The following is a 26,341-nucleotide window of genomic DNA, read 5'->3' as shown; positions in this document are numbered from 1 at the left end:
AATAGAATCAAGCAGAGAAGAAATTGTGTACAATATAACTGAGGTGAGGATGTTGGATAAGATATTAGATATAAAAAGTATAGAAAAGTATTATGGAAATAAGGGGAATGTGGTAAAGGCCATTGATGACATAAGTTTTCAGGTAGTTAAGGGAGAATTTGTAGGGGTTATGGGACCTTCTGGTTCTGGTAAGACAACTTTACTAAATACTATATCTACCATTGATGAGGTAAGCTCAGGACATATTTATATTGATGGGAAGGATTTAACATCAATAAATCAAAAAGATATTGCCAAGTTTAGAAGAGAGAACCTAGGTTTTATATTTCAGGATTTTAATTTGATAGATACTTTGACAATTCATGAGAATATAGCCTTAGCATTAACAATCAACAGGCATAAAAAGCAGGATATAGACAACAAAGTAAAGGCTGTAGCTTCAGAGTTAGGGATAGCGGATATTCTTAATAAATATCCTTATGAGGTTTCTGGTGGGCAGAAGCAGAGATGTGCCTGTGCCAGAGCGTTAATTACAAATCCAAAACTTATTTTAGCTGATGAACCAACTGGTGCATTGGATTCAAGATCAGCTCAAATGCTTATAGAAATGATTTCGCACTTAAATAAGGATTTAGGGGCAACTATTCTAATGGTAACCCACGATTCCTTTACTGCAAGCTACTGTGACAGAATTTTATTTATTAAAGATGGAAAGATATTTACAGAACTTATAAAGGGACAAAATACCAGAAAGCAATTTTTTAATCAGATTCTGGATGTGGTAGCACTGCTTGGGGGTGACATGAGAGATGTACGCTAAGTTGGCTTTAAGCAATGCACGACGCTCTATTAAGGATTATGTAATTTATTTTGTTACACTAATTATATGTGTAAGCCTGTTTTATGCCTTTATGTCATTATCAAGCTCACATTACGAGTTGATAACAGAAGATACCTATAATTTTAAATACCTTAAAATCATGATAAAGTACACTACATATATCATAACAGGATTGCTTATTTTGCTTATAGGTTATGTAAATAAATATATGATGAAGAGACGCAAAAAAGAGTTTGCAACTTATATATTACTAGGTATTCCACAAAGAAATGTAGCCCTCATGTTTTTTATTGAAACCTTGGTAATGGGTATAGTTTCCATAGTTTTTGGAATATTTCTTGGAACTTTGTTTTCCCAGATGGTTACTGCTTTAATTCTTATGACTGCAAATCAAAAGATTATATTTTCCTTTAAGCTTTATATAGACACTGTGGCAATAACTTTGTTATTTTTTACTGCAATGTTTTGCATAATTGGGCTTATAAATATAAGAACTTTAAGTAAGACTAAATTGATTCATATGCTGAATGATGAAAAGAAGACTGAATTTCAGTTTAAGAGAGGTAAGATAATATACATTAGTGTATTTATTATAGCTATTTTGCTTTATATACTTTGTGGATATTCTGTCTATAGGATTTTGCGGGTAATAGAAAATGTCCAGTTAAAGCAGGGAAATGAGATTACATATGCTGGCCTTGCGGTAACAGGCTTTATTGGTGGAACTTATGCATTATTCTATTCCTTGGCATATGTATTAATTTTAATTAAAGAAAGATGGATAAAGTTTAAGTATGAGTACACAAATCTCTTTTTAATAGGAGCAGTGGTTTCAAAAATAAAGACAGCTCCCATGTTAATGGCCACAATTTCTATAACTTTCTTAGGTGCTGCACTATGCTTTACTTTGACACTTCTATTATCACAGTGGAGTTTAGGCTACTTAGACAATAGAATTCCTTTTGATACAGTTGTAGCAAGTAGGTTAAATATTATGAGCAAAACAGAGAATATATCCAAAATTGATTATAGTGGATTAGTAGAATTTTTAGACAGTGAAAACTATAATTTTAAGGATTATTGTGAAGTGGAGCAATACTATATTTATGATAAAAAGCTATATGATACAGATAAAAAAAATATGCCGCTATTTGCTATAGGATTAAGTGATTATAATCATTTAAGAGAAATGCTTGGATATGATGAAGTGAGGCTTGAGGATGATGAATTCACAACTCAATGGTTAAAGCTTGTAGATGATAAATTTATTGACGAGCATGTAAGTGAAAATTCAACTCTGAAAATAAAAGATAAGGAGTTGAAGCTTAGTTCAAATCCATACTACAAAGATTCTATTGGAGAATATATTTATAATACTTATGAAGGTGGACTTGTAGTTATACCTGATAAATGGTGCGAAAACTTGGGTTTAGCAGCTAAGGATTTTTATGCTAATACAGCCATGAAGATTAGCAACGATAAATTAGTGAAAGTTGAAACAGAACTTATACCAAACTGGTTTATAAAAAACTATGGGAATATGCTTAGTGAGAAGAAGAATAATCCTTTAACAATCAGATTAAAGGCAGCAGAGACTAATGAAATATTAAATGTTACTTTAGGTATGAGGATTCTTGGAATATATGGTGGCACTGTGTTACTGATGATAAGCTTAACAGTACTTGCGTTGCAGCAACTATCAGACTCTATACAGCATAAGGGGAGATTTGACACTCTAAGAAAACTAGGTATAGATGATAAAGATACAGGTAGATTAATTTTAAAGCAAATATCCCTATACTTTACACTACCAATTATTATAGCAGTCTTTGGTTTCTATATATTTTTTTATGCCTTTGCATCTGCAAGCAGGACATTAATTGATATATATATTGGAGATAAGGCTTTTATGTTTAATATAAGTATATCCTTAATATTGATTATAGTTATTTATGTATGTTATTTTGTAGCTACTTATTACTCATTTAAGAGGAATGTTGAAAGTAAATAGAGTGAGGCTTTGTTGTAGATGAGATAAAAATCAAGATATTTATTATTTGCAAAAAAAGCTTGTAGCTTATATTAAGAAAGTTTGGTGCACTAATACTAAGCTTTCTTAATATATTAGTTTTATTCGATAAGCTTAATTTAAGAAAACTTTTTAGAGACAAGTTATTAGTTCTAGTATATCTAAATACAAGTGATATATTTAAAATTTTTACAACTTAGGTGCATGGTATTTATAAGAAACACCACGAAAGTAAATCTTTGTTTATGGTATAATTAATTTAGGGGAAGCAGAGGCTTCTTTTTTTATTTGTGCCAAGAAGATTATATACAACAATAATGAATAAATTTGTAACTAAATTAATCAATTTCATGATGTACAGGTAGTTAAATAAAATTATTTAATAAGGAGGGACTCGGAGTTGAAATACATATTACGTATTACTATTTATTTTGCAGGTTTATTTCTCCTGGCTATAGGAATAAATCTTGCTATAAAATCAAATCTGGGAGTATCACCTGTTTCAGCTTTTCCTTTAGCTATAAGCAATATTATAGGGGTTAGTCTTGGAACAGTGACTATTGGAGTCTATGCTTTTTATGTCCTAGCACAGGCTCTTATTTTACGAAAAAAATTTAAACTGAAAAGCTTATTGCAAATACTTTTTAGTTTCCCATTTGGGTTTTTTGTAGATTTTGCCAGTGGTTTATTGAAAGGTATAGAAGCAAGCAATTATTTTATACAGGTATTATTAATGAGCACAAGCATTGGTATTGTATCAATAGGAGTTGTAATGTTTATAACCATGGATATTGTGCCAAATGCACCAGATGGACTTGTACTTGCCATAAGTGATAAAACTAAAACTGATTTTGGTAAGGTCAAGATTTTGTTTGACTGTACTTCTGTAATTCTAGCCATAATTTTATCATTGGTGTTTATAGGTAATATATCTACGATAAGGGAAGGAACTATCATTTCAGCACTGCTAACTGGTAAAGTCATAGGTATAATTTCAAAACCTTGTGCACCACGACTTAAGAAATTAGTATTTAATGATTCTGATGAGTTAATTGATGAGATTGTAGCATAACTGTGATGAAATCATTGTTCTTGGCAAATCTCTAAAAATTAAATAAATAGAAGTAAATATATAAAGTAAATAAAAATTACTGTTCCAGAAGGTAGAAAATGTTGCTATAATATTAGTATTTAATTATAAAAAGAGTAGAATACCCTAAAAATGCTATATATAATAATTAACTTCACGTTGACAGGAGGGGAAATAAATGACTAAGCAATTTAATATGTATTGCAGAAGAGTGAGAAATTTCATTATCTAACCAGATTAAATTTATGGAGGTTAATAATGGAAGAAAAGTTGAAGAGCAAGTTTACAAAAGAAATAATTTCAGAATCAATTCAAAGATATTGTGTAAAAGATAATGATATAATGTTGATAGGGAATCATCAAAACTATGTATTTAGAGTTAATGTACATGGGCGAACAACATTTATTAGAATAACTCATGAATCTCATAGAAATAAACAACTTATTCAAGCTGAATTGGAGTGGATCGAATATCTATCAAGTAATGGTATATTAGTTGCTAAGCCTATATTTTCTAGAAATGAGATACTAATAGAAACAGTTACATCTGAAAACAATGCTTTTTTTGTTGTAGCTTTTGAAGAAGCCATTGGTAAAGGGATAGGACAATATCCGTGGAGTACTCATAATGTTGAACGACTTGGTAAACTAACTGCAAAAATACATACTTTATCAATGAAGTATACACCGATTAGTAATTGTAGAAGATTTCAATGGGCTGAAAATAATTTTCTCTCTAGGGCTAGTGAATATTTACCTAAGGGACATTCAAAAATTATTGATACGTTAAATGAGTTAATACAGCAAATTAATAAATTACCTAAAGACAATAATTCTTATGGATTAATACATGGAGATATGGTAGCTTGCAATTACCATGTTGATGATGATAAGATTACATTATTTGATTTTGATGAATCAAGTTATTGTTGGTTTATCAATGATATAGCAATTCAATTGTTTTATGAGAGTTTAACTTGGAGAGGTGAACTAGATATTCAGGGATCTCAGTTGAGTGCAAAACATTTCTTAAAGGGATATTGTGAGAATAAGATGTTAGATTCCTTTTGGTTAAAACAGATATCATTGTTTGTTAAGCTTAGAGAGATAATTCTTTATATTGCCATAGTAAGAAGTAGAAATTTAAATGATTTAGATGAGTGGAGTATGAATTTTATGAAAGGAAGAAAAGAACGAATAGAGAATAAGGTTCCTTTCATAGAAATTGATTATACTAAATTATTATAGTTAACTATCCAGAAAGTCCGTAGCAACTTCTGTTACGGACTTTGTTTTTTCATATATTGTTTAAAAGAAGGGTTTGTTTTGCTATAATTTTACTTGATTGGAATTGTATTTATATAAGATTTCTTATGGGAGTGAGTTAAAATAATAATTAAAAAATCTTTGATAAATAAAAGTATTGAGTATATTTTACAGCATATAGATGAAGATATCTCCATTGAAGATGTTGCTAATCACTGTAACTTTTCAAAATATCATTTTAGTAGGATATTTAAAGAAGAAACAGGAGTAAGCGTTTATTCTTTTATCAAACGTATAAAAATAGATCAGAGTGCAGTAAGTCTTAAGGTTGAAAAAGATAAAACCATTACTGATATTGGACTTAATTATGGATACAGCTCTTCGAATTATAGTTCAGCTTTTAGCAAACAACACAGAATTTCTCCGATTGAATTTAAAAAGGCTATAAATTCAACTGAGATTGCTAATCCATTTTGTCCTAGTGAGCATAATACGTTTAAGTCTTTTGAGCATTATGATGAGAAGATTGTTATGCGAAGGTTGGATGATTTCAAAGTAATCTATGAAAGGTATATTGGAGACTATAGAGAGATAGGGGTTAACTGGTACAGTTTCATGGAACGATACAAAACTTATATTAAATCAGATACCCTTTTGATTGAAAAATCTTATAATGATCCGTCTATTACTCAGTTAGATAAATGTATATATGATTTATGTATTACTACTTATGAAGACGTGGAGTTAGAAAATATTATAACGATAAAAGGTGGTAAGTTTGCAGTCTATCATTTTAATGGATATGTACAGGATATTTTCGTAACATTCCAGGGGATTTTTAATATTTGGCTCCCACGCAGCGGATATAAGATGGATGAAAGATATGGTTTGGGAATCTATCATGATATTGACAGAAAAAATAATTATGTTGTTATGGATTTATGTATTGCTATTAAATAGAGCAAGAATTCAGAAGTAAAATAGTAAAACTTCTTTTATCATAGAAATAGAGATAAAGAGATCACTAAATAAAGTGAAGAAAAGGGGAGTTTTATGTTTGATATAAGAAAAATTCAAGAGAATGTTATTTATGAAGCTATAAAAAATGAGAGTAATGAAGATATTGCAAGAGAAGTTGTATATGGAAAATCAGAAAGTGGTAAGTCTGAGAATAATGCTACCTGGGTAAATTCTACGATGAAGAGATTAGAAAGTAAATTTGATAGTGCAACTACTAAGAAGATTAGAATGAAGTGTCAGTGTGGATATGGAATGGATGAAAAGTTAGAACTAGTGAAAGAACTAATGGAATTATCATCAAACTTAGAGGAATTTCGAAATTTGCAGAAGGCAAAAGATGCAGGTTTATTCTATGAAAATGGAAGTCTTTATTTACAATTTAATTTTTGTCCATGCCCAATGTTGACAGAAGTAGATAGACTTGAGTCTGATGCATGGTGCCAATGTACTACTGGTTATAGCAAAGTGCTATTTGAAAAATCTTTTCAGTGTAAAGTTGATGTAGAGTTATTAAAAAGTATAAAAATGGGAAATGAAAGATGTCTTATGAAGATAATCCCACAAGAGAGTATATGGAAATAGAAAACAGATAATATTTTAAAAGAACATCACCTTTGAAAGGTGATGAATATTATAAAAGAGAAGAATTTCAAAAGATCATAAAGAAAATGGCGTATAAGAGTCATGGATATGAGATAAAGAAGCGCACTTGTTTGAACTGCCCATGTAAAGGAGACAGGGGGCAGTTCAGTTAGGTGCTCTTTTATTTTTTCTGATGGAACTTAATAGAGCTTGAGCTTAGTGGTAAATAATGCTTGTTAGAGGCTATAGGAAACTCCGTATCTATATACATAGTCTCTTGTATCAAGTAAAATTGATTTTCCGATGAAATTGGTGATTCCTTTGCTGTAAAATTCCCAGAGGTTGAATACTTTATTTCAACTATGATATTATTGCATAGTTCATACAAATCCTTTTCTATAAATTGTAGAACTTTATCATAATCGTTCAAGTCTATATTAAATTTTGAAATAGTTTCAATTGGGAACAAGGTGAAAGAATAAGCCGCAGAAATCCCTTTTGACTTATACCACCTATCTATTAGTACAACAGCAGCAGTTTTTTTCCCTAAAGCCTGATTAAAGTAGTCCGTGGAAGGTTCTATACGCAGTTTCATTTTAACTTCATCAATTGAATCGGTTGAGCACCTATATACTGGATGCCCAATCGTCTCTAAGCCCAGTGGCTTATCGGAGTGAGACTTTATTATAAAATTTCCTTTTCCTCTAATATTCTTAACTATTCCATCATCCTGTAATAGTGCAAGTGCTTGCCTTAAAGTTGATCTACTAACACCAAGTGATTTTGATAACTCTGGTTCTGATGGCAATCTGATTCCTTCAGGAAAAGTACCTTCATTTATCATTTTAAAAAGTTGATTATAGACGGTTACGAATTTTAATTCCTTTTCCTTCCCAACAATACTAAAGTCGTCCATTAAAATAACACCTTTCTGCCGAATATGAATTTGTCTAGACAAGTATATTTATAAAATCACAAAATTTCAATAAAAATATGTTAATAATAATTATAGCTATAGTTTTACAGTTGTACAATGAAGCACTGAGAACAGCCATGTTGTGTATATGATAACAGTGCTATAAACTATGATTTTATTTATATTCTATCATAAACTAGCGTCTATAGATATCTATAAATTATAAAGATATTTTATGGTTTTAAAGTAAATATAAAAGAACTTGACGGGTATAAGTAGACATGCTACACTTGCTGTATAGACAAAAATACAAGTTAGTAGACAAGTTAAAAATATAGTTAGTTTTATAGAGATAATTGTAAGCGTATAGCAAAAACGGTTTATATAAATAATAATTATGGAGGGATAAATATGATCTATTCACAAGGTTCAGGTAAGCAATATCATATTAACGTTGGAGAAGGGGAAGTTGGCAAATACGTTATACTTCCAGGCGATCCGAAAAGGTGCGAAAAAATAGCGGCACACTTTGAAAATCCACAGTTAATTGCAGATAGTAGAGAATATGTTACATACACTGGATATCTAGATGGTGTTAAGGTAAGTGTTACATCAACAGGTATAGGCGGACCATCAGCTGCTATAGCATTGGAAGAATTAGTGAAGTGTGGAGCGTATACTTTTATTAGAGTAGGTACTTGTGGTGGAATGGAGATAAATGTTAAGGGCGGAGATGTAGTTGTAGCTACTGGAGCTATTAGGATGGAAGGTACAAGTAAAGAATATGCACCGATTGAATTCCCTGCAGTAGCAAATTTCGATGTAGCAAACTCATTAGTGCAAGCTTGTAAGGAACTAGACAAAACACATCATGTGGGAGTAGTACAATGTAAAGATTCATTTTATGGTCAACACTCTCCAGAAACAAAACCTGTTAGTTATGAATTAATGGATAAGTGGAATGCATGGTTAAGATGTGGAACTCTTGCATCTGAAATGGAATCAGCTGCTTTGTTTGTAGTAGGTAGTTATTTAAGAGTAAGAGTTGGTTCGGTATTTTTGGTAGTTGCTAATCAAGAACGTGAAAAATCAGGATTAGAAAATATACAGGTGCATGATACTGAAACAGCAATAGAAGTTGCAATACAAGGAATTAGAAACTTAATAAAATCTGATAAGGAGAGAAACTAATATGAAAAAGTATAAAAGAATTTTTACAATAGTAATAGACTCTCTTGGCGTTGGAGAAATGAAGGATTCAAAAGAATATGGTGATGTAGGGGTAGATACCCTAGGCCATATAGCAGAATCAGTTGAAAGTTTTAAGATTCCTAACTTGCAAAAGCTAGGGTTGGCTAATCTACATTCAATAAGGAATGTAGAGCCAGTTGAAAAGCCTTTAGGATATTTCATGAAAATGAGAGAAGCAAGTATAGGTAAGGATACAATGACTGGTCATTGGGAAATGATGGGTCTAAAAATAGAAACTCCATTTAAAACATTCACAGATACAGGATTCCCAGATGAACTTTTAGAGGAGCTAAAAATAAAAACTGGCCACAATATCGTAGGTAATAAGAGTGCTAGTGGTACTGAAATCTTAGATGAGTTTGGTGAGCACCAAATGAAGACTGGAGATATGATAGTATATACTTCAGCAGATTCCGTATTACAAATTTGTGGTCATGAAGAAACCTTTGGATTAGAGGAACTTTATCGTTGTTGTGAAATTGCAAGACAATTAACCTTTAAAGATGAATGGAAGGTTGGAAGAATAATTGCAAGACCATATATAGGAGCGAAAAAGGGAGAATTTAGCCGTACAAGTAATAGACATGATTATGCCTTAAAACCATTTGGACAGACAGCCCTAAATACATTAAAGGATAATGGTTTTGATGTAATATCTGTTGGAAAGATAAATGATATATTTGATAGAGAAGGTATAACAGAAGCACATAAGTCTAAGAGCTCTGTTCATGGTATGGAGCAAACATTAGAGATAATGGATAAGGATTTCAACGGATTGTGTTTTGTTAACTTAGTTGATTTCGATGCATTATGGGGACATAGAAGAAACCCAGTTGGTTATGCAGAAGAACTAGAAAAGTTTGATGTTAATTTAGGTAAGGTATTAGAGAAATTAAAAGAAGATGATTTATTAATAATTACTGCAGATCATGGAAATGATCCAACTTATATAGGGTCTGACCATACAAGAGAATTAGTTCCTTTCTTAGCATATTCACCAGCTATGAGTGGAAATGGTTTAATAGAAACAAGTGATAGCTTTGCTGCTATTGGAGCTACTATAGCTGCTAATTTTCAATTAGAAATGCCTAAGGATACAATTGGTGAATCAGTATTACCAAAACTAATTTAACAAATGACAGGAAAGGTGTTCGAATGGACAACATAATTCAAAAAACTAAGGATAAATCATATACAGCTTTTTTTATGAAAGTAATAATAGCATTAGTTGGCGTTTCATTAGTAGGTTTTGGACTAGCGTTTAATTCAGCAGGAATGTTAGGAAATGACCCTATTGCAGTTTTATATGATGGGGTTCGTAATATACTTGGGTTCCAACCAGAAAAGCTTGGGTTAGTAACAAATTTAGTAAATCTTATTCTTCTTGCGATAGTATTTATATTTGGTAGGAAGTATATAAACATAGGGACATTTATTTATGCAGTACCTATGGGTAACTTTATAAGTTTAGGATTTAAACTACATGAAGTTATGAATATATCCAATGACTTGAGCGGAAGAATATTAACCGCTTTCTTAGGATGTTCAATGCTATTCCTAGGTGTTGGTATTTTTATATCAGCTAATATTGGAATGGACCCAGTTACAGGTGTAGTTATGGTTATCAGAGATAAGATAAAGAGAGAATATAAAGTGGCAAAAATAATCTGCGATGTTATATCGCTAGTACTGGGATTTACCTTTGGAGGGAAAATAGGAGTTGTTACGGTTATTGCAGCTTTTATAGCTGGACCAACTATACAGAAGGTATCAGAGTTGTTTAATAAAACTATTCTTAAAAAGTTGAATTTAAGTAGTTAAATATGATTAGTTAAGGGGTAACTGAAAAATTTACTTTTGAATTTTCGGTTACCCCTTAAAATTAATATAATGAGAAGTTTATATTTTTTTATGCGTAAAAGTTTTGGTTTTATTCGCATAATCTTGAACAATATTACCATTACCATACAATTTATATTTATAAATAAGAAGCCCATCAAGTCCAACAGGACCTCTAGCATGAAGCTTACTAGTACTTATTCCAACTTCTGCACCAAAGCCATATCTAAAGCCATCACTAAATCTTGTAGAACAATTCCAGAATACATTGGCAGAATCAATTAGATTCATAAATAGTTCAGCACTTTCTTTGTTTTTAGTAATAATAGCCTCAGTATGTCCTGAACTATAAGTATTTATATGTTCTATGGCTTCTTGAATGGTTTTAACTATTTTTATAGAAAGCTTATAGTCAAGGTATTCTGTTTTCCAATCTTCTTCCGAAGCAGAATTTACAAAGATAATTTTTTGGGCTTCAGGACAACCTACTAACTCAACGTTTTTTTTGTCTAACTCTATTTTTAACAAAGGAAGAAACTCTTTTGCGATATCTTTATTTACTAAAAGTGTTTCGGTAGCATTACATACAGATACATATTGCGTTTTTGAGTCTAGTACGACCTTTACTGCCATATCTAAATCAGCTTCTGAGTCTACATAACAGTGGCAGATACCATCTGCATGACCCATAACTGGGATATTTGAGTTTTTCATTATATATTGAACAAATTCATTTGAACCTCTTGGTATTAATAAGTCAATGTATTTATCCAGTTTTAACATTTCATTTACATCATCTCTTGTTTCTAAAAGATGTATCCAACCTGTAGGTATTCCAGCCGCTTCAGAAGCTGTTTTTATAATATTAAATAAAACTCTATTTGTATTAAAAGCTTCTCTACCACCTTTTAATAGAACAGCATTTCCGCTTTTTAGGCATAAAGTAGATATTTGAACTAAAGCATCTGGTCTAGATTCAAAAATAACTCCAGTTACACCTATAGGACAGCTTATTTTGTAAAGCTCAAGACCTTTATCAAGTTCAGTAGCAGCTAAAGTTTTTCCCACAGGTTCAGGTAAGTTTATTAGACTTTTTATGCCACTTATCACGTCATCAATTTTATTTTTATCAAATTTTAGGCGTTTTAATAGTGGATCTGATAAGTTTTCATTTATGGCTCTTTCTATATCCTCATTATTTGCTTTAAGTATTTCTTCTTGTCTTTCCAATAAAGCTTTTGAAATTTCTATAAGAGCATTATTTTTTGAATCAGAATTACTATTTGCAAGAGATATAGATGCTTTTTTAGCTAAAGTTGCAGATTCCGTTATATTCATATCTAATTCCTCATTTCTATATTTATTATCTATGATTAAAAAATATCATGTAGAAGCTATTAAAAATAATAACTATAAACCCAAAATCTTTTGAAAGTAAGCTAATTTATAATCTATTTTAATGTACGTTAATGAATAAAGTACTGTAATCAACCTTATTAATATTAAGTATAACATGGTTAATTATGAAAAGTAACCCAATGGTAGTTTGTGGATAAAGGTTTATACAATAGACAAGGTTATACCTATTATAGATAATGATAGCCTAATCCTCATTTGATAAATTAGATTCAATTACAAATTGTCTAGTTTTTCCCATGATATAGGCAAGTTTTATCATAGATTCCTCTTCAAGGGACATTTCTCTATTGTACATTTTTTCAAATTGATTTATTAAAGCAACAGTATCGATTTTTTCTTTGGATTGCTTAACTCTTCTAGAAAAGTTAGGTATGTAAGTAGTAGTTTTTATATTATTATTGTAAATGTGCTTAAAAACTTCTGTAGTATAATATGCATCGTTAAAAGCATCATGAAATTGCCCATTAGTGGGTATATTTAAAAGGCTTATTGCAGTACTTAAGCCAATTCTGGATTTGTTTGGAGTTCTAAGATGTTTTGAAGCATATTTTTGAATATCAATATAATTTTTAGAAATTGTTGAAGATGGTAAGTTATAAAATTTTATATTTCTTAAAAGCTCTTTTATATCACTTATTCCCCAAACACACAAAGTTGTTTCATCATTACCAATGAATTCTAAAAAGTCCTCATAAACTTGTGGAAAAGTTTCGCATGAACTAACCATAGAATCATTAATTTTAGTTAAGCTTTCTACATAAGGGTGAATGATGGGATAGACAGTAGGTTTAATTAAGCTATTAAAGTTAGCGACAGTTTCAAAGTTTTCAGTGAGCTTTAATGCTCCAATCTGAATAATCTCAAAGGGCAAGCTCGAATTATTAGCAGATTGAACTTCTGAAGAATGTAGATATTCTTGATTAAATTCTAAATCATATATTATATAATTCATGTTTCCTCCTGTTTTTAAGGGTTAATATGAATAAGAATAGTAGCAATATATTTTTTTATTAATTTATATAACTGAAATTCTCTAAACAATTAACTATAGTGTGTTCCTTTTTCTTAATAAGAATAATAGGATTATTGTAATATATATAAATACTTTCGAAAAGTAAAATAATGAGGGCAAATGCTATAATGTGAAGTAGTTAGAATTGATAGAAGAAGATTGTATGGAATACTTAGTAGAAACAAACATATTAGTAATTACGTAAATATTTTTGTAGTGATAGAATACGGATAAGTAAAATTCCCCATCTTAATAAAACGTAGCCTTGTATAAATATTTATAGAGAATAGTTTTGAATACAAGTCTGGTGCTCATTGATAAAATTTCTTTATGAAGAAGAATTAAGCCGAATAATTGCTTTCAAGAAATATATGGTTGAATTTACATCAAATACATAATAATATGATATAGGGTGAAAATAAAATATCGTTTCGTGGAGGGATTAAGATGTTTGAGCTAAATGGAAAGGTTGCTGTAGTAACTGGTGCATCAAGTGGCTTAGGAAAAGATGCGGCCTTAGCTTATGCTAAAGAAGGAGTTAACGTTGCCTTGCTTGCAAGAAGGGTTGAAAAAATTGAAGAAATAGCTAAAGAAGTTGAAAGTTTAGGGGTAAAAGCAATTGCAATTAAGTGTGATGTTGCCAAAGAAGAAGAAGTTAAGGTTGCAATAGAAACTATAGTTAATGAATTTGGTAGAATTGATATTTTACTAAATAATGCGGGTGTAACAGCTCATGGTGGAGTAGATTCTCTTAGTGAGGAAGAATGGAACAAAGTTATGGATATAAATGTAAAAGGAATTTATCTTGTAAGCAAATATGTTATTCCAGTTATGAAGGAACAAAATTATGGTAAAGTTATTAATATCAGCTCTGTTAATGCAATCTTAGGAGAGAAGGGTGGCATTTTTATTAGGCACGCTTATAATACGTCTAAAGCAGCTGTTTTAGGGTTAACAAAAGCTATGGGTGCAAGTTATGCTCAATATGGGATAACTGTAAATGCTATATGCCCAGGGTTATTTGAATCGGAAATGACAGAGAGAACTTTATTTACATCACAAAAGTTTTTAGAAAAATATAATACACTTTGCCCAGCTTCAAGACCAGGAAAAAAAGGAGAGTTAAATGGGACAATTTTCTACTTTTCTTCTGATGCTTCAAGCTATGTAACAGGCCAGTATATTGTAGTTGATGGCGGAATATCAATAGTATAAGTTTAAGGAATACATAAAAGTAAAAGGAAACTATACACCTATATAATTTTGGTGTATGGTTTTTTTAGTATACATCTATATAAAAAACATACCACTTACAATCAATAATTAACCACTTACTCTTGTTATGTTTACAAGGAAAAAGCTAGTTAATATAATAAAAATGTGGGGAGTGAAAATATGAAGGTGAAAATTGAGGTAGATAATAAAATTAAAGAAAATGAAGTTATCATTAGATGTAATGAACTAAGTGAAGAAGTTAGAAATATTCAAGTTATACTTGCTGACATGCTATCACAAAAGAAACAAATTATATTTTACAAAGGTGATACTGAGTATTATCTTTCTTTAGAAGAAATTTTATTTTTCGAAACTAATGAAAGTCTGGTGTGTGCACATACCATTGATAATATATTTAATATTAAATATAAGCTTTATGAACTTGAAGAATTTTTACCAGGATATTTTATGAGGGTTTCAAAATCAACAATACTAAATACGAATCATATTTACTCCATAGCCCGCAGTATATCATCAGCGAGTACAGTTAAATTTCAAAATACTCATAAGCAGGTATTTGTTTCAAGATATTATTATAAACCACTAAAAATTAAGATATTAGAAAAGGGGAAATGAGATGAAAAGAGAAAGAGTTTTTTGGGGACTAGTACTTATATTAGGCGGAGTTTTCTTGATTATAAGTAAACTAGGATACTTTCCTGATATAAATGTATTTAGCCTGTTATTAACAATTCTTTTAGCAGTAATTATTTTAAAAAGTTTGATTCGTGTTAACTTTCCAGGTATTTTATTCCCTATTGCCTTTATTAGTATAATATATGACGATCAATTGGGAATTACAAGCATTACACCTTGGACTGTATTAGTTGCAGCGTTGCTTGGTAGTATTGGTCTTTCTATGATTTTTCATAGGCATTCAAAATGGATGAACACTAAATATATTGGTGAAGAGCATAAGTTTGAGGAAATCAGCATCGAAGATGGAAGTCAAATTAGATTTAAGAATTCATTTGGTGCTAGTATAAAATATGTGAATACAGATGATTTTCAACAAGCACATTTTGATTCTTCTTTTGGAGCTATGAAGGTATACTTTGATAATGCAGTCATACGTAATGAAAATGCCGTAGTTAGAATTAATGCATCTTTTTCAGGGATAGAGTTATATATGCCCAGAACTTGGAAGATTGAAGATAAAACTAGTGTATTTTTAGGTTCTATTAGTGAAAAAAATAAAAATGATAATCCAACCAAAACCTTAACATTAGTTGGTGATATTAGTTTTTCTGGTGTAGAAGTAATTTATATATAGATAATAAGTTTAGATGAACCAGCTATTGGAATAATATATTATAATTAATTAACTCCAGGATAGAATTATCCCTGGAGTTGTTTTTTTAGAGGTCTTTATTTACTTATAGGAACTATAACAACACTTTACATTTCCAAGTGATTCGGAAAATCAGTGCGTTACTAGACATAGGTAGAAATAGGAGAAGGAGTTACGTATAATAATTAATGGAGTATATACATAAATCATCATTTATGATAAAAACATATCTATAAGTATTATAAGAGAAGAATGGCAGGTGGTAATATTGATATACACAATTGCTATGACCAAAGAGTTAAAGCTTATACAGAATGAGCCTTTAAGCAGGTTGGTTATGGATGATATAAAGTGGTATTGGGTGGATTTTGAGGAGTCCAATGCAGAAGAGGAACTTTTGTTAAGTGAATATTTTAAATTTAATAATCTTGCTATTGAGGATTGTCTCAACAATTTAGAGCGCCCGAAAGTGGATTATTATGATACTTATAATTTCTTTGTACTTAATGCTATGAAGCAGGAAACCCTAGAACCTGTAGAAGTAAATATGTTTGTTGGAGAAAGTTACATTGTATCATTTCATAAAACCAAGCTAAATGAAATAAATAAAACGCGCCAAAAGGTTATTGAAAGAAATAATATTAAAGAAACAAATCCTGCATATGTTGCATATTTGATTATGGATAAGATTGTAGATATGTATTTTCCAGAGGTTTATCGTATTGAGGATAGCTTAAATGACATCAATTTTAAGACAAAAGGAAGGATGAATGATAGCATTATAGATAAAGTTTTTGATTTAAGAACAGATCTATTAAAGCAAAGATATATTGTAAATTCAATGAAAGAGTTATTATATAGGATAATAAATTCTAGTCATTTTGAAACTTTCGGAGATAGTAAAAGATATTTTAATGACATATACGATCACCTTTTAAAATTATCGGATATAATAGAATCAAATCGAGAACTTACTGTGGAAATAAGAGAGAATTACATGTCAATCAATTCTTATCGCATGAACAAAATCATGACTGTTCTTACTTTAACAACAACAGTATTCATACCTTTGACCTTTATTGCAGGTATATATGGCATGAACTTCGAATATATGCCTGAATTAAAATGGCGTTACGGGTATTTTTTTGTTATAGGAATCATGGTATTTATAGGTCTTTTCTTGTTTAGATGGTTTAAGCGCAAAGGTTGGTTTGACTAGAAGAAATACGCCAAAGTTAGATAGTAAAAAGCGGATGATTACCGTTTAGGAAACATCCGTTTTTTAGAGTGCTAAATGAATGCTGTATTAATTCTGTTTACTAGTTTTATAATTTCTTATCAAGTTAAAATAAGAGTTCAAGGATTTTAAGAAAGTTTCTTTGTAAATAATCACCTTATAGTATTTAGAAAAATGTTCCTTGTTGGTTATTCATTGAAAAACCATCTCTTACAACATCATTCAGTTCTAATGTATCATCTTTCATTTCAATACTACTAAGTTTTTTAACTGCTCCATAAGGCTCTTTTAATGAAAGAGTATCTCCTCTTCCGGAAATAACCCATAAGATTTTATAGCCTCTAGGCATTGTTAAAAGTTCAGTTTCACCTTTACCATCAGTAAAATACACTAATAAATTAAGCTTATTAGCATTAGCATATTCAAAAACAGGAGTGAATTTAGTGCGACCTCTTATGTTAATTCTATTCTTTACGTCACTTGCAGATTTAACTGTATACACTCGCCTAATTTTATCATCGCATTCTATAATGATAATTTCATGATTATAATTTTTCACTATATTGAGAACTTCTTTAATGGATTGCTTAAACTCTTCATCACTAATGCTTCCACTTATATCAAGAGCAACAGCAATTTTGGCTTTATGACTCCTGAGTTCGCCTCTTAAATCTAATCTATCAGGTTGTCTTCTATTTCTTCTTGTTATAGTCTTTTTTTTGCTACTCTCAACTGTGCCCATTAACCTATTAAGATACAAATTCCAAGGCAATTCATTTTCGTTACTTTTAATCGAAGATATAATACTTTCTAAATAATTTGGAATGTTACCTTTTTGAGAATTATCAATAAACTTTTCAGTAAATTCTTTAAATGTTTTTTTATCTATGTCACTAGATTCTTCCCAAAGGTCATGAGTTTTTTCTGGGTTATAATCCATTTCTATTTTGCCATCTGTATCATTATCAACTTTATTAAGATCATCCGCTGGTGCATCTTTAGCTGATTCTAGCAAGGCTATGGCAGTTTGAAGCTTTTCTACATAATATTCAAAAGATTCATAGGGCAAGAGTTTTAAAGAATAATTTAAATTTACCCATTCTAAAGTAGTGGCATAAGGTGGCAAATAATCTAAATATTCATTTACTACTACATCCATTGCCATATTAATAGCTAGTGAACTATATCGGTCTTTAAATTCTTTTGATCTTATTAAATGCATTGAGATTACATGGAGTATTTCGTGTTTAATCGTAGTTGCCATTTGATTTATATTAAGAGTTAAAAAAATTATTGGATTAAAGTATATAACATATCTAGTTTCTTTAAAATTTATGGCAGTAGGACTGCTTATATCAAATCTTATTTCTCTTGAGGTTTGAAACAAAAAATATCCATAGAAATTATCTTTGTCTTCCATAAGAGATAGATTAACTTTATCTACAAGACTGAAAAATTCTTTCTTAAAATCTTCTGGTATATTCACCTGAGAATTTTCATCTTTATGATTTGTACTTAGATAAATAGTTATAACTTCATTTGCTTTTTCATAAAGTTTTTCTACTTGGGTATCAAAATAAGTTTTCATATCTTATCCCCTTATTGAACTATAAGCTTCCAAATATGCATCTACAAAAGCTTCATTTTCTATAGCGTGGTTGTATATTTCAGTATAACTATTTTTTATATCCTTCATTAAGCCTATCATTAAGTCTACAGGATATATCTTCAAAAACTCTATAAGTCTATTGATATAAAAGCTTGAGGTATGATTATAATCTTTTATATTTGCCTCTAAGTTTTTTAGAATATTCTTTGCTGATAAATAAAGTCTTGTATGGGTTTCCTTTTTTATTTTTTCTATAATAGTTTCATTAAGAGAATCACCAGAAAAAACATCTTCATAAGTTATTAGCGGACTATAATCTGTGTGAACAAAACTAACAAACTCTTCTGCAATAAGCTTTCCTACATTACCTTTTACAATATTTAAAAATATGGATCTAGGTATTGAATCCTTTTTATCCTTATAAATTTTATAAGCTTTAGAGATTCTTTCATAGCTTCTTGGGGTTGCTCTTATATCATTTTTGTTTATTTTATGTAAGTATTCCGGAAAGGTTGAGATAAAATCTATAACCTTTTGTTCAATTCCTACATCTATTGCCCAATCCAACCATTGCATATAATCAGGCTCTATATATAACCACACAAATCTGTTTTCTTGTGCTGCATCCATATCAACAACTTGATAATCAAAATCTGAACCATATTTACTTGACGGATTCATAGCTGCTAATATTTTCACAGTTTCTTGTAGGTTATAACCATTAATTTCCCTGTTTAATATTAAGTTCATAAGTTCCTGTTGTACTGTATGCTCACAACGATTTATCTCATCTATAAATAAAAGAACAGTTTTTTCTTTAGATATTTCTTCATCAATTTGTCTTAGTTTATTATGAATAGCATATACTGTAGATTTCTTTTCTATCTTATCTCCGTTTGAATTAATTGTTATATAAGAATCTATAGTTGGAAGGCCACCTATTTCACCTTCTTTAAGGAGATTTCCATCAATAATAATTAAACTCCAATTATTTTTTTTAGCAATTTCTTTGGCTAAAGCTGTTTTTCCTATTCCGCTTTCACCAACGATTAAAGGTACTTCTCCAGTAGCAAGTACTAAGTCTACACTTTTTAGAGTGTCTATAAAATTCATTTTATCACCCTCCTTATAAAAGTTTTAGTTTTTCATCTACAGCTATTTTTTTAGCTTTTCTACTTCCGTATTTATAGATAAACATTATCTTATCCATTGACATAATGTCACTATGTTTATCTATAGTTGTATAGTTTAAGTAATCTCTAACATACTTTTCCTCAACATCTTCCTTTGACAACTGTTCTTTTAATACTTGCTCTAAGTCATCTTTAGATATGTCTTTCATAATATACTTAAGTACTAAAATATTTACTTTCAAAAATTCCAACATTTTATTCTTGTCTAAGTAATTTATAAACTTAATAGCCTTCTCATTATTTTGGATAGCTATAAGCTCTGCGTTATGAGTAGGTGAACTTAGATACCTTAATGCATCATAACTTATCTTTACAGCTTCTTCTTGTACACACTCAAAAGGATTTTTTATAAATTTTATTGAATCATAATTTTTTCTTACAGCCAACAACTGTAATTCTTTACTGGGATTATTAACATATTTAATAGCCCAGCCTGCTTGCTCTATAGCTAATTTAATCACCTTGTCTGTAGGATTTTTAATATATTCTAAGTTAATCCATCCATCGGTTACAGCTTTTATCATCATATCTTCTGTAGGATTGTTTACAAATTCAATGGCTCTAGAATTATTGGATATAGATAGCTCCTGCATTTCACTAGTGGGATTAACTATATATTTCAATGTAAGTCCATTCCCTTTAATAGCCAATAACTTCATCTCATCTGTAGGATTATCTATAGATGCTATAACTTTAGGATTATTTTTTATCATTTCAATAAGTCTTGATTGCTCCATAATATTCCTTTCCTATATGATTATTTTCAATATATATAATAATAAGTTATTACGCTTTTGTGGTTAATCTAAATAGAATAATTATACCACTGCATAGCAATAGGAACTACAAATACTACTAAAAGAGTAGTTGTTAATAGGAAAAAAAGACCATATAAAATTAAGATTTAAAAATGAAAATCTATCTTTAGGAAAAATATAGAAGTTAATAAGTCGATATGGTATAATTTCAAATATTATAATAAGCTATTAGGTTTATTAAATTTGAAAGATAGTATACATTTAAATACTAGCTTCTAGGTATGGTGTAAAACAATGACTGTATCGATTATGTAGTATAAATAATTAACTATAAATGTCGATAATAATATCAAGAAATAAATAATAAAGATATAGTTTTAATTTTAAGTAAAAAATTGAAATTAATATACAAGGAGAGATTTATTTGAATATAAGTGCGGAAGAAGAGCAAATAAAACAGTTTTGTAATAATATTTTTGAGTTGGGATTAGAAAATATAGATCTGAAAGATGAAGATGTTTTTAAAGCTACGGTGGGTGCATTATCATATAACTGCAGGAGATTAGAAAATGATAAAAGTCTTGTTGCATTACAACAAATTTGTACTGATGAAAGAGTAGATATCAAGAAAAGGGTATTTATATTTTGGCAGTTAGTAATTATGAAATTCAAAAATAATATATGTAATGAAGAGAAGTTAGATTTAGAATATGTATACAAAGCTATATTTGAAAGTGTAAAAGCAAAGGTTGATAGTTTAGAGAGGATTGAGTTAGAAGATAGAAATAGAAATATTGTTGTGCTTATGACAAATCAGTTTTTGGGATATCAGCACTCACCTACTAAAGTATTGTTAAGTATAGCAAAAGCAATAGAAACTATCGATGATGAAGTAGATGAAATTCATATTTTTAATACGAATGAATTGCCTAATACAATAGAATGTTTGTTTGAAGGCTCTACTCCAAGTGCATTTTTAGATAATACCGATGAACAACTTCAGGGTACATATCAAGATGCACAATTATCAAGATGCAAAATCGTATATAAACAAAATGGAAAAGGTCCGTTTCGTATTGAAAATTTGAAGGATATGACTAAAACTATATATAATTTAAAACCCAAATATGCTATTTCTGTTGGAGGAACTTGCTTATTAGCTGATATATGCAACGAATTTTTAGATGTATATACATTTTCACTTTCAAATGATTTGCCAATAGCAAACACAAAGTACTTAGCAGTTGGAGGAAGTGTAACTGAAGTTAAAGAATATAAATATAATGAAAAGCAGAATGCTTTAGAAATTCCTTTTTTATTTGAAATAGTCAAGGAAGATAAGAATTACACCTATCCAAGAGAGCAATTAGGTTTTGCGGAGAATCAATTTATAATTGCAGTAGTAGGTAATAGACTAGAAAATGAGATAAACCATAAATTCTTGGATTTATGCATAAATTTGCTTGAAAGTAACCAAGATGCTGGCATCGCTCTTGTTGGGAAGTACAATAAGGAATTGTTAGAGGATAAGGTACCTAAAGAAATCTTAGATAGATTTTATTTATTAGGATATAAAAGTGATTTATTAGCTCTATTAAGATCAACAAATTTGTATTTAAATCCAATTAGGCAGGGTGGAGGATTGAGTGCAGTAGCTGCTATGTCAATTAGCTTGCCCGTGATATCAACTAGCTATGGTGATGTGGGAAAATATTTAAATCGGGATTTTATAATAGCTGATTATGATGAAGCGTTAACAGTAATAACACATATGATTGATGACAAAAGGTTTTATGAATATAAATGTAGAAAGATGAAAAGTTGGTATAGCAGATTTAGTGGTAACAGTTTAGAAAAATTCATAAATTACATAAATAATAAAAGTTAGTATTTGTATAATTAATAACAAAAGTAATAGAAATTATAATGGTAAAGTTTTATATTTAGGGAGAATGTTATGATTAATTTTAACACACCACCGTGTATTGGAAATGAAATAGATTACATAGAAGAAGCGATTAAGAATAATAAGATATGTGGAGATGGTATTTTTACAAAGAAATGTAGTGGGTGGATGGAGAAAAGGTTCAAAGTACCTAAGGTACTTCTAACTACGTCGTGTACTCATGCACTAGAAATGAGTGCTATTCTTTGTGATATAGGACCAGGTGATGAGGTAATAATGTCATCATTTACATTTGTATCTACAGCAAACGCATTTGTAATGAGAGGGGCAACTGTGGTATTTGTTGATATTAGGCCTGATACTATGAATATAGATGAAACTAAAATTGAAGGAGCAATTACGGAAAAGACTAAGGCTATTGTTGTTGTACATTATGCAGGTGTAGCATGTGAAATGAACAAAATCATGGAAATTGCTAAAAGAAATAATTTATTTGTTGTTGAAGACGCTGCTCAAGGAGTAATGTCCACGTATAATGGCATAGCATTAGGAAGCATAGGTGATTTTGGAAACTTTAGCTTCCATGAGACTAAAAATTATAGTATGGGTGAAGGTGGAGCTATTCTTATAAATGATAGTAGACATGTAGAGTTAGCTGAAATAATAAGAGAAAAAGGTACGGATAGAAGTAAGTTTTTTAGAGGACAAGTTGATAAGTATACATGGGTCGAATATGGCTCTTCTTATTTACCAAGTGAAATAAATGCGGCATATTTATGGGCACAATTAGAACAGGCAAATGAGATAAACGAAAATAGATTAAGATCTTGGAATTATTATCATGAGTCTTTAGTAGATTTAGAAAAAAATGGTTACATACAAAGACCGTACATTCCAGAAGAATGCACACATAATGGACATATGTATTATATCAAGGTAAAGGATATTGAAGAAAGATCAGAATTAATAGAATATCTTAAAGAACGAGATATAATGGCTGTTTTTCATTATATACCATTACATTTATCTAGAGCTGGTGAGAAATATGGTCGTTTTCATGGAGAAGATATCTACACATCAAATGAAAGTGAAAGATTGCTGAGACTTCCACTATACTACAATATTTCAGAAGATAATATAAGATACATAACAAATTGTATTAAAACTTTCTTTAAAGACAAGCCAAAGGTAGATTCCAAGCTTTCTGAGTTAGCGAAAGGATAGTGAATTGATTTGGAATTAGTAGGGAACAAAATATATTTGCGAGAAATTAATAAGGATGATACTACCAACATTATAGAATGGAGAAATTCTAACGAGGTACGTAAGTTTTTTATCGATCAGCAATTATTGACTGAGGAAATACATATGTCATGGTTAAAGAGTAATGTGGAGACAGGACGAGCTAAACAGTTTATTATTGTGCTTAAAGAAGAAGAGTTGCCGATTGGATCAGTGTTTTTAAAAGACATTGATTTGAAAAATAGCAAAGCAGAGTTTGGGATATTCATTGGAGAAGAGTTTGGTAGAGGAAAAGGGCATGGAAGAGAAGCGCTTAAGATAATTGTGGATTATGGGTTTAAGGTAATGAAGCTTAATAAGATCTTTTTAAGAGTATTGGAAGAGAATAAAGCTGCAATAAAATGCTATCAGAGTGCAGGTTTTGTCTATGAAGGTATTTTTAAAGACGATATAAAGAGTGGGAATCAATATAAAAATCTTATATTTATGGCGTTATTTAATAAGTAAAGTTAGAAAGTAGGAACTATTTTATCAAAGTAGGTCCTACTTTTTTATCATAACTTCTATAGTGTTTTTGAAAAATGTTTCAGGTTGATATGCATTATAAAAAATAAGGGGGAATCTACTGAAATATAAGTAAAAGATATTGCTAGTTGAGGTATAAACTTATTAAATATTTAATAGATTCTTCACAACAGTTAGATTTCTAACTACGGTGTAGTTTCTTTTGAATAATTTATGATAAGCATAAGAGTCTAAATCTCTGCATAATACTAATGAATTAATACCTAATTTCAATGCACCATCACAATTCTTTATATTATCATCAATAAATAGTGCTTCGTCAGGTGAAACATCCAGTTCTTCAAGGGCTGTTTTATACATTAATTCATTAGGCTTTGAAACACCTTTTTTTGAAGATATAACAAAGGAAGAAAAATAATCTCTTAATCCGGCTGCTTTATAAACATTTTCCAAGGATGGCCAAGCATCTGATATTACTGCTAACTTGTATGATTCACTTAGTTTTGGTATGACATTTATAACATCTTCAAAAAAACTATATTTATTATAATTATATACATAATCCTTTGTAATAGATTCAATATCGTTGTTTGCTAATCCTAACTCAGGCAGACACCTTGAAAATATCTTGTAGTATTCAAGAAAATATGTATATTCCTCTTGCTCATCAAGAATTAACTTTTTTGTGTGAATAAATTTTCCAGCTTCATAGAATGCTAATCTTTTAATATCTGTTGGTATTGAATCAAATTTTTTTTTATCAACATAAGTAAAAAAGTTATTGGTTATAAACCAATGTCCAGTAGTGGGTACATTTAAAACCCTTCCCGAATCAAATAAGATGGCTTTAATTTTATTATTATATTCTGATAAAGGGTTTGTGCTAATAAGTTTCATTAATATATCCTCCAAATTCAACATGGTAATTAATTTCAATTCATATTTAAGTTTATTATTATGTAATCAATTTTTATAACTTGATTATTATGTTAATCTATTAATAGTTATACATCTAGACTTATGTATAACTATCAAATTTACTTGAACCACATAGGATATTAACTTGAATAGAATTCAATTATATTGATTATCATTAGAGGATAACATGAGGTGTTAGAGTTGAAAAAAGACTTACAAGAAATTAAGAATATAGAAGAAAAAATTGGAAAGAAAATAAGTGATATTTTATATAATTTGGAGGTTGAAAACAATAATATTAATGAAGTAAAAGCTTTGAAGAATGACATATATGAAAAAACTTCCAAGGTATTTACCTATAATCTAAGGAAACTAATCCAATTAGAATCAACTCAGAAAAGGTTAGCTAAAAAGATAGGGGTATCAGAGGATTTGCTATCTAAATATAAATCAGGTGATGCTTTTCCATCAATAGAGACTTTGATATACATTTCTCAGATATACAAAATAAGTATAGAAAAGCTTATTGAAATACCATTAAGTTCATCAGACATTGAAGGTTTAGAGTGCAATGAACAAAATGAAATTGATTTTTTTGAAGAAAAATATTATGTATACTTTTTAGTTACTAATGTAGCTATGGAAGGTGCTATACATGAGGGGGTTTTTGAATTTTATAATGATAAGGTAGAGTTCAAGATTCTTTCTAAAGAGAATGTAATTAAAGCTTTTACTGGAAAGTATAATGTCTCAGGCAAGCTGATATTTTTTAACTTACATAGTATTACTGATGGTATGGTATATATAAACATGATTAAACCTAATGTTAATAAAGATAAGTATATTGGCGGATTAGGGATGTTAATGCTTCCTTCAGATGCCAATAGTAAACCATGCACACAAAAAATCCTCTTTAGCAGAATTAAATTAGATAGGGAATTTTACAGTAAAAATATAAGAGATTTATTGAGTTTCACTTTAGAAGGGGAATCTTTTGGGCATGTTAAAGTAGCTCAGTGGGAAGATGAGAGTGCATATAATTTTATTAAAAAGTTGCTTTAGAGAAGTTGTTAGAAGTAAATATATAATAATTGGTTTTATATTATTTGAATAGGGGCATTG

24 protein-coding genes are annotated in these 26,341 nt (G+C 29.8%); 17 read left to right on the top strand and 7 right to left on the bottom strand.

Annotation, left to right across the window (positions count from 1 at the left end; genetic code table 11):
* The first annotated feature begins 52 nt into the window (after positions 1-52).
* From CLOCEL_RS21570 to CLOCEL_RS21545, 6 genes are all read left to right on the top strand, one after another.
* Entirely contained in the window at positions 53-820 is a 768-nt protein-coding gene (locus tag CLOCEL_RS21570; RefSeq protein WP_029169186.1) for an ABC transporter ATP-binding protein, read from the top strand.
* Positions 810-2,852 carry an ABC transporter permease gene (locus tag CLOCEL_RS21565; RefSeq protein ID WP_010074336.1) on the top strand — a complete coding sequence of 681 codons (2,043 nt, stop codon included), beginning with the start codon at positions 810-812 and terminating at the stop codon, positions 2,850-2,852. The genes CLOCEL_RS21570 and CLOCEL_RS21565 overlap by 11 nt, the downstream gene beginning before the upstream one ends.
* Positions 2,853-3,270: 418 nt before the next feature.
* Positions 3,271-3,942, top strand: a complete 672-nt coding sequence (locus tag CLOCEL_RS21560) for a YczE/YyaS/YitT family protein (protein WP_010074335.1) — start codon at positions 3,271-3,273, stop codon at positions 3,940-3,942.
* A gap of 276 nt (positions 3,943-4,218) precedes the next feature.
* Entirely contained in the window at positions 4,219-5,208 is a 990-nt protein-coding gene (locus CLOCEL_RS21555; protein ID WP_010074334.1) for a phosphotransferase enzyme family protein, read from the top strand.
* 141 nt (positions 5,209-5,349) lie between these two features.
* Positions 5,350-6,186, top strand: a complete 837-nt coding sequence (locus tag CLOCEL_RS21550) for an AraC family transcriptional regulator (RefSeq protein ID WP_013291979.1) — start codon at positions 5,350-5,352, stop codon at positions 6,184-6,186.
* A gap of 93 nt (positions 6,187-6,279) precedes the next feature.
* The gene (locus CLOCEL_RS21545; RefSeq protein WP_010074332.1) at positions 6,280-6,828 is read left to right on the top strand and encodes a DUF6144 family protein; all 549 of its coding nucleotides are present in this window, start codon (positions 6,280-6,282) and stop codon (positions 6,826-6,828) included.
* Between the two features lie 181 nt (positions 6,829-7,009).
* On the opposite strand, the gene CLOCEL_RS21540 is transcribed toward CLOCEL_RS21545, so the two are convergent.
* Positions 7,010-7,744 carry a GntR family transcriptional regulator gene (locus tag CLOCEL_RS21540; RefSeq protein WP_010074331.1) on the bottom strand — a complete coding sequence of 245 codons (735 nt, stop codon included), beginning with the start codon at positions 7,742-7,744 and terminating at the stop codon, positions 7,010-7,012.
* 411 nt (positions 7,745-8,155) lie between these two features.
* Between CLOCEL_RS21540 and udp the strand changes: the two genes are divergently transcribed.
* From udp to CLOCEL_RS21525, 3 genes are read left to right on the top strand one after another with little or no spacing between them, the layout of a single operon-like run.
* Positions 8,156-8,935: a uridine phosphorylase gene (gene udp / locus CLOCEL_RS21535; protein ID WP_010074330.1), complete on the top strand. Its 780-nt coding sequence runs from the start codon at positions 8,156-8,158 to the stop codon at positions 8,933-8,935.
* 1 nt (position 8,936) lies between these two features.
* Positions 8,937-10,127, top strand: a complete 1,191-nt coding sequence (locus CLOCEL_RS21530) for a phosphopentomutase (RefSeq protein WP_010074329.1) — start codon at positions 8,937-8,939, stop codon at positions 10,125-10,127.
* A 23-nt stretch (positions 10,128-10,150) separates the two neighbouring features.
* The gene (locus tag CLOCEL_RS21525) at positions 10,151-10,816 is read left to right on the top strand and encodes a YczE/YyaS/YitT family protein (protein WP_010074328.1); all 666 of its coding nucleotides are present in this window, start codon (positions 10,151-10,153) and stop codon (positions 10,814-10,816) included.
* Between the two features lie 78 nt (positions 10,817-10,894).
* Here the strand turns inward: CLOCEL_RS21525 and CLOCEL_RS21520 are convergent, their stop codons facing one another.
* On the bottom strand, positions 10,895-12,172 hold the full coding sequence (locus CLOCEL_RS21520) for a glutamate-5-semialdehyde dehydrogenase (RefSeq protein ID WP_010074327.1): 1,278 nt from the start codon (positions 12,170-12,172) through the stop codon (positions 10,895-10,897).
* Between the two features lie 265 nt (positions 12,173-12,437).
* A complete protein-coding gene (locus tag CLOCEL_RS21515; RefSeq protein ID WP_010074326.1) occupies positions 12,438-13,205 on the bottom strand; it encodes a 3'-5' exonuclease in 768 nt (255 codons plus the stop codon).
* 507 nt (positions 13,206-13,712) lie between these two features.
* Here CLOCEL_RS21515 and CLOCEL_RS21510 point away from each other — a divergent pair.
* From CLOCEL_RS21510 to corA, 4 genes are all read left to right on the top strand, one after another.
* Entirely contained in the window at positions 13,713-14,480 is a 768-nt protein-coding gene (locus tag CLOCEL_RS21510; RefSeq protein ID WP_010074325.1) for an SDR family NAD(P)-dependent oxidoreductase, read from the top strand.
* 180 nt (positions 14,481-14,660) lie between these two features.
* Positions 14,661-15,116, top strand: a complete 456-nt coding sequence (locus tag CLOCEL_RS21505; protein WP_013291978.1) for a LytTR family DNA-binding domain-containing protein — start codon at positions 14,661-14,663, stop codon at positions 15,114-15,116.
* A gap of 1 nt (position 15,117) precedes the next feature.
* On the top strand, positions 15,118-15,813 hold the full coding sequence (locus tag CLOCEL_RS21500) for a LiaF transmembrane domain-containing protein (RefSeq protein ID WP_010074322.1): 696 nt from the start codon (positions 15,118-15,120) through the stop codon (positions 15,811-15,813).
* Between the two features lie 277 nt (positions 15,814-16,090).
* Complete coding sequence (gene corA, locus CLOCEL_RS21495; protein WP_242655193.1) at positions 16,091-17,050, top strand: magnesium/cobalt transporter CorA; 960 nt, start codon at positions 16,091-16,093, stop codon at positions 17,048-17,050.
* Positions 17,051-17,234: 184 nt separating this feature from the next.
* Here corA and CLOCEL_RS21490 read toward each other — a convergent pair whose 3' ends face one another.
* The 3 genes from CLOCEL_RS21490 to CLOCEL_RS21480 are packed head-to-tail and all read right to left on the bottom strand — an operon-like array spanning position 17,235 to position 20,607.
* Positions 17,235-18,656: a vWA domain-containing protein gene (locus tag CLOCEL_RS21490; protein WP_010074320.1), complete on the bottom strand. Its 1,422-nt coding sequence runs from the start codon at positions 18,654-18,656 to the stop codon at positions 17,235-17,237.
* 3 nt (positions 18,657-18,659) lie between these two features.
* On the bottom strand, positions 18,660-19,790 hold the full coding sequence (locus tag CLOCEL_RS21485) for an ATP-binding protein (protein ID WP_010074319.1): 1,131 nt from the start codon (positions 19,788-19,790) through the stop codon (positions 18,660-18,662).
* A 13-nt stretch (positions 19,791-19,803) separates the two neighbouring features.
* Positions 19,804-20,607, bottom strand: a complete 804-nt coding sequence (locus CLOCEL_RS21480; RefSeq protein WP_010074318.1) for a hypothetical protein — start codon at positions 20,605-20,607, stop codon at positions 19,804-19,806.
* A 445-nt stretch (positions 20,608-21,052) separates the two neighbouring features.
* Here CLOCEL_RS21480 and CLOCEL_RS21475 point away from each other — a divergent pair, with 445 nt between their 5' ends.
* The 3 genes from CLOCEL_RS21475 to pseH all read left to right on the top strand — a co-directional run bounded on the left by CLOCEL_RS21475 (position 21,053) and on the right by pseH (position 24,283).
* Complete coding sequence (locus CLOCEL_RS21475; protein ID WP_010074317.1) at positions 21,053-22,516, top strand: glycosyltransferase family 4 protein; 1,464 nt, start codon at positions 21,053-21,055, stop codon at positions 22,514-22,516.
* Positions 22,517-22,585: 69 nt separating this feature from the next.
* Positions 22,586-23,758, top strand: a complete 1,173-nt coding sequence (gene rffA / locus CLOCEL_RS21470; protein ID WP_010074316.1) for a dTDP-4-amino-4,6-dideoxygalactose transaminase — start codon at positions 22,586-22,588, stop codon at positions 23,756-23,758.
* A gap of 36 nt (positions 23,759-23,794) precedes the next feature.
* Complete coding sequence (pseH, locus tag CLOCEL_RS21465) at positions 23,795-24,283, top strand: UDP-4-amino-4,6-dideoxy-N-acetyl-beta-L-altrosamine N-acetyltransferase (RefSeq protein ID WP_242655192.1); 489 nt, start codon at positions 23,795-23,797, stop codon at positions 24,281-24,283.
* A 162-nt stretch (positions 24,284-24,445) separates the two neighbouring features.
* Here pseH and CLOCEL_RS21460 read toward each other — a convergent pair whose 3' ends face one another.
* On the bottom strand, positions 24,446-25,198 hold the full coding sequence (locus CLOCEL_RS21460) for an HAD-IA family hydrolase (RefSeq protein ID WP_010074314.1): 753 nt from the start codon (positions 25,196-25,198) through the stop codon (positions 24,446-24,448).
* 222 nt (positions 25,199-25,420) lie between these two features.
* Here CLOCEL_RS21460 and CLOCEL_RS21455 point away from each other — a divergent pair, with 222 nt between their 5' ends.
* On the top strand, positions 25,421-26,281 hold the full coding sequence (locus tag CLOCEL_RS21455) for a helix-turn-helix domain-containing protein (protein WP_010074313.1): 861 nt from the start codon (positions 25,421-25,423) through the stop codon (positions 26,279-26,281).
* Positions 26,282-26,341: the final 60 nt, after the last annotated feature.

Origin of the sequence: Clostridium cellulovorans 743B (assembly GCF_000145275.1) — a bacterium.
Taxonomy (GTDB): Bacteria; Bacillota; Clostridia; order Clostridiales; family Clostridiaceae; genus Clostridium_K; species Clostridium_K cellulovorans.
This window is presented reverse-complemented; position numbering and strand designations above follow the sequence as displayed.

Bases quoted from the DNA above. Each gene is read 5' to 3' on its own strand.
- CLOCEL_RS21565 (WP_010074336.1), top strand. From the start codon at position 810: ATGTACGCTAAGTTGGCTTTAAGCAATGCACGACGCTCTATTAAGGAT.
- CLOCEL_RS21555 (WP_010074334.1), top strand. From the start codon at position 4,219: ATGGAAGAAAAGTTGAAGAGCAAGTTTACAAAAGAAATAATTTCAGAA.
- CLOCEL_RS21545 (WP_010074332.1), top strand. From the start codon at position 6,280: ATGTTTGATATAAGAAAAATTCAAGAGAATGTTATTTATGAAGCTATA.
- CLOCEL_RS21540 (WP_010074331.1), bottom strand. From the start codon at position 7,744: ATGGACGACTTTAGTATTGTTGGGAAGGAAAAGGAATTAAAATTCGTA.
- udp (WP_010074330.1), top strand. From the start codon at position 8,156: ATGATCTATTCACAAGGTTCAGGTAAGCAATATCATATTAACGTTGGA.
- CLOCEL_RS21530 (WP_010074329.1), top strand. From the start codon at position 8,937: ATGAAAAAGTATAAAAGAATTTTTACAATAGTAATAGACTCTCTTGGC.
- CLOCEL_RS21525 (WP_010074328.1), top strand. From the start codon at position 10,151: ATGGACAACATAATTCAAAAAACTAAGGATAAATCATATACAGCTTTT.
- CLOCEL_RS21520 (WP_010074327.1), bottom strand. From the start codon at position 12,172: ATGAATATAACGGAATCTGCAACTTTAGCTAAAAAAGCATCTATATCT.
- CLOCEL_RS21515 (WP_010074326.1), bottom strand. From the start codon at position 13,205: ATGAATTATATAATATATGATTTAGAATTTAATCAAGAATATCTACAT.
- CLOCEL_RS21510 (WP_010074325.1), top strand. From the start codon at position 13,713: ATGTTTGAGCTAAATGGAAAGGTTGCTGTAGTAACTGGTGCATCAAGT.
- CLOCEL_RS21505 (WP_013291978.1), top strand. From the start codon at position 14,661: ATGAAGGTGAAAATTGAGGTAGATAATAAAATTAAAGAAAATGAAGTT.
- CLOCEL_RS21500 (WP_010074322.1), top strand. From the start codon at position 15,118: ATGAAAAGAGAAAGAGTTTTTTGGGGACTAGTACTTATATTAGGCGGA.
- CLOCEL_RS21490 (WP_010074320.1), bottom strand. From the start codon at position 18,656: ATGAAAACTTATTTTGATACCCAAGTAGAAAAACTTTATGAAAAAGCA.
- CLOCEL_RS21485 (WP_010074319.1), bottom strand. From the start codon at position 19,790: ATGAATTTTATAGACACTCTAAAAAGTGTAGACTTAGTACTTGCTACT.
- CLOCEL_RS21480 (WP_010074318.1), bottom strand. From the start codon at position 20,607: ATGGAGCAATCAAGACTTATTGAAATGATAAAAAATAATCCTAAAGTT.
- rffA (WP_010074316.1), top strand. From the start codon at position 22,586: ATGATTAATTTTAACACACCACCGTGTATTGGAAATGAAATAGATTAC.
- CLOCEL_RS21460 (WP_010074314.1), bottom strand. From the start codon at position 25,198: ATGAAACTTATTAGCACAAACCCTTTATCAGAATATAATAATAAAATT.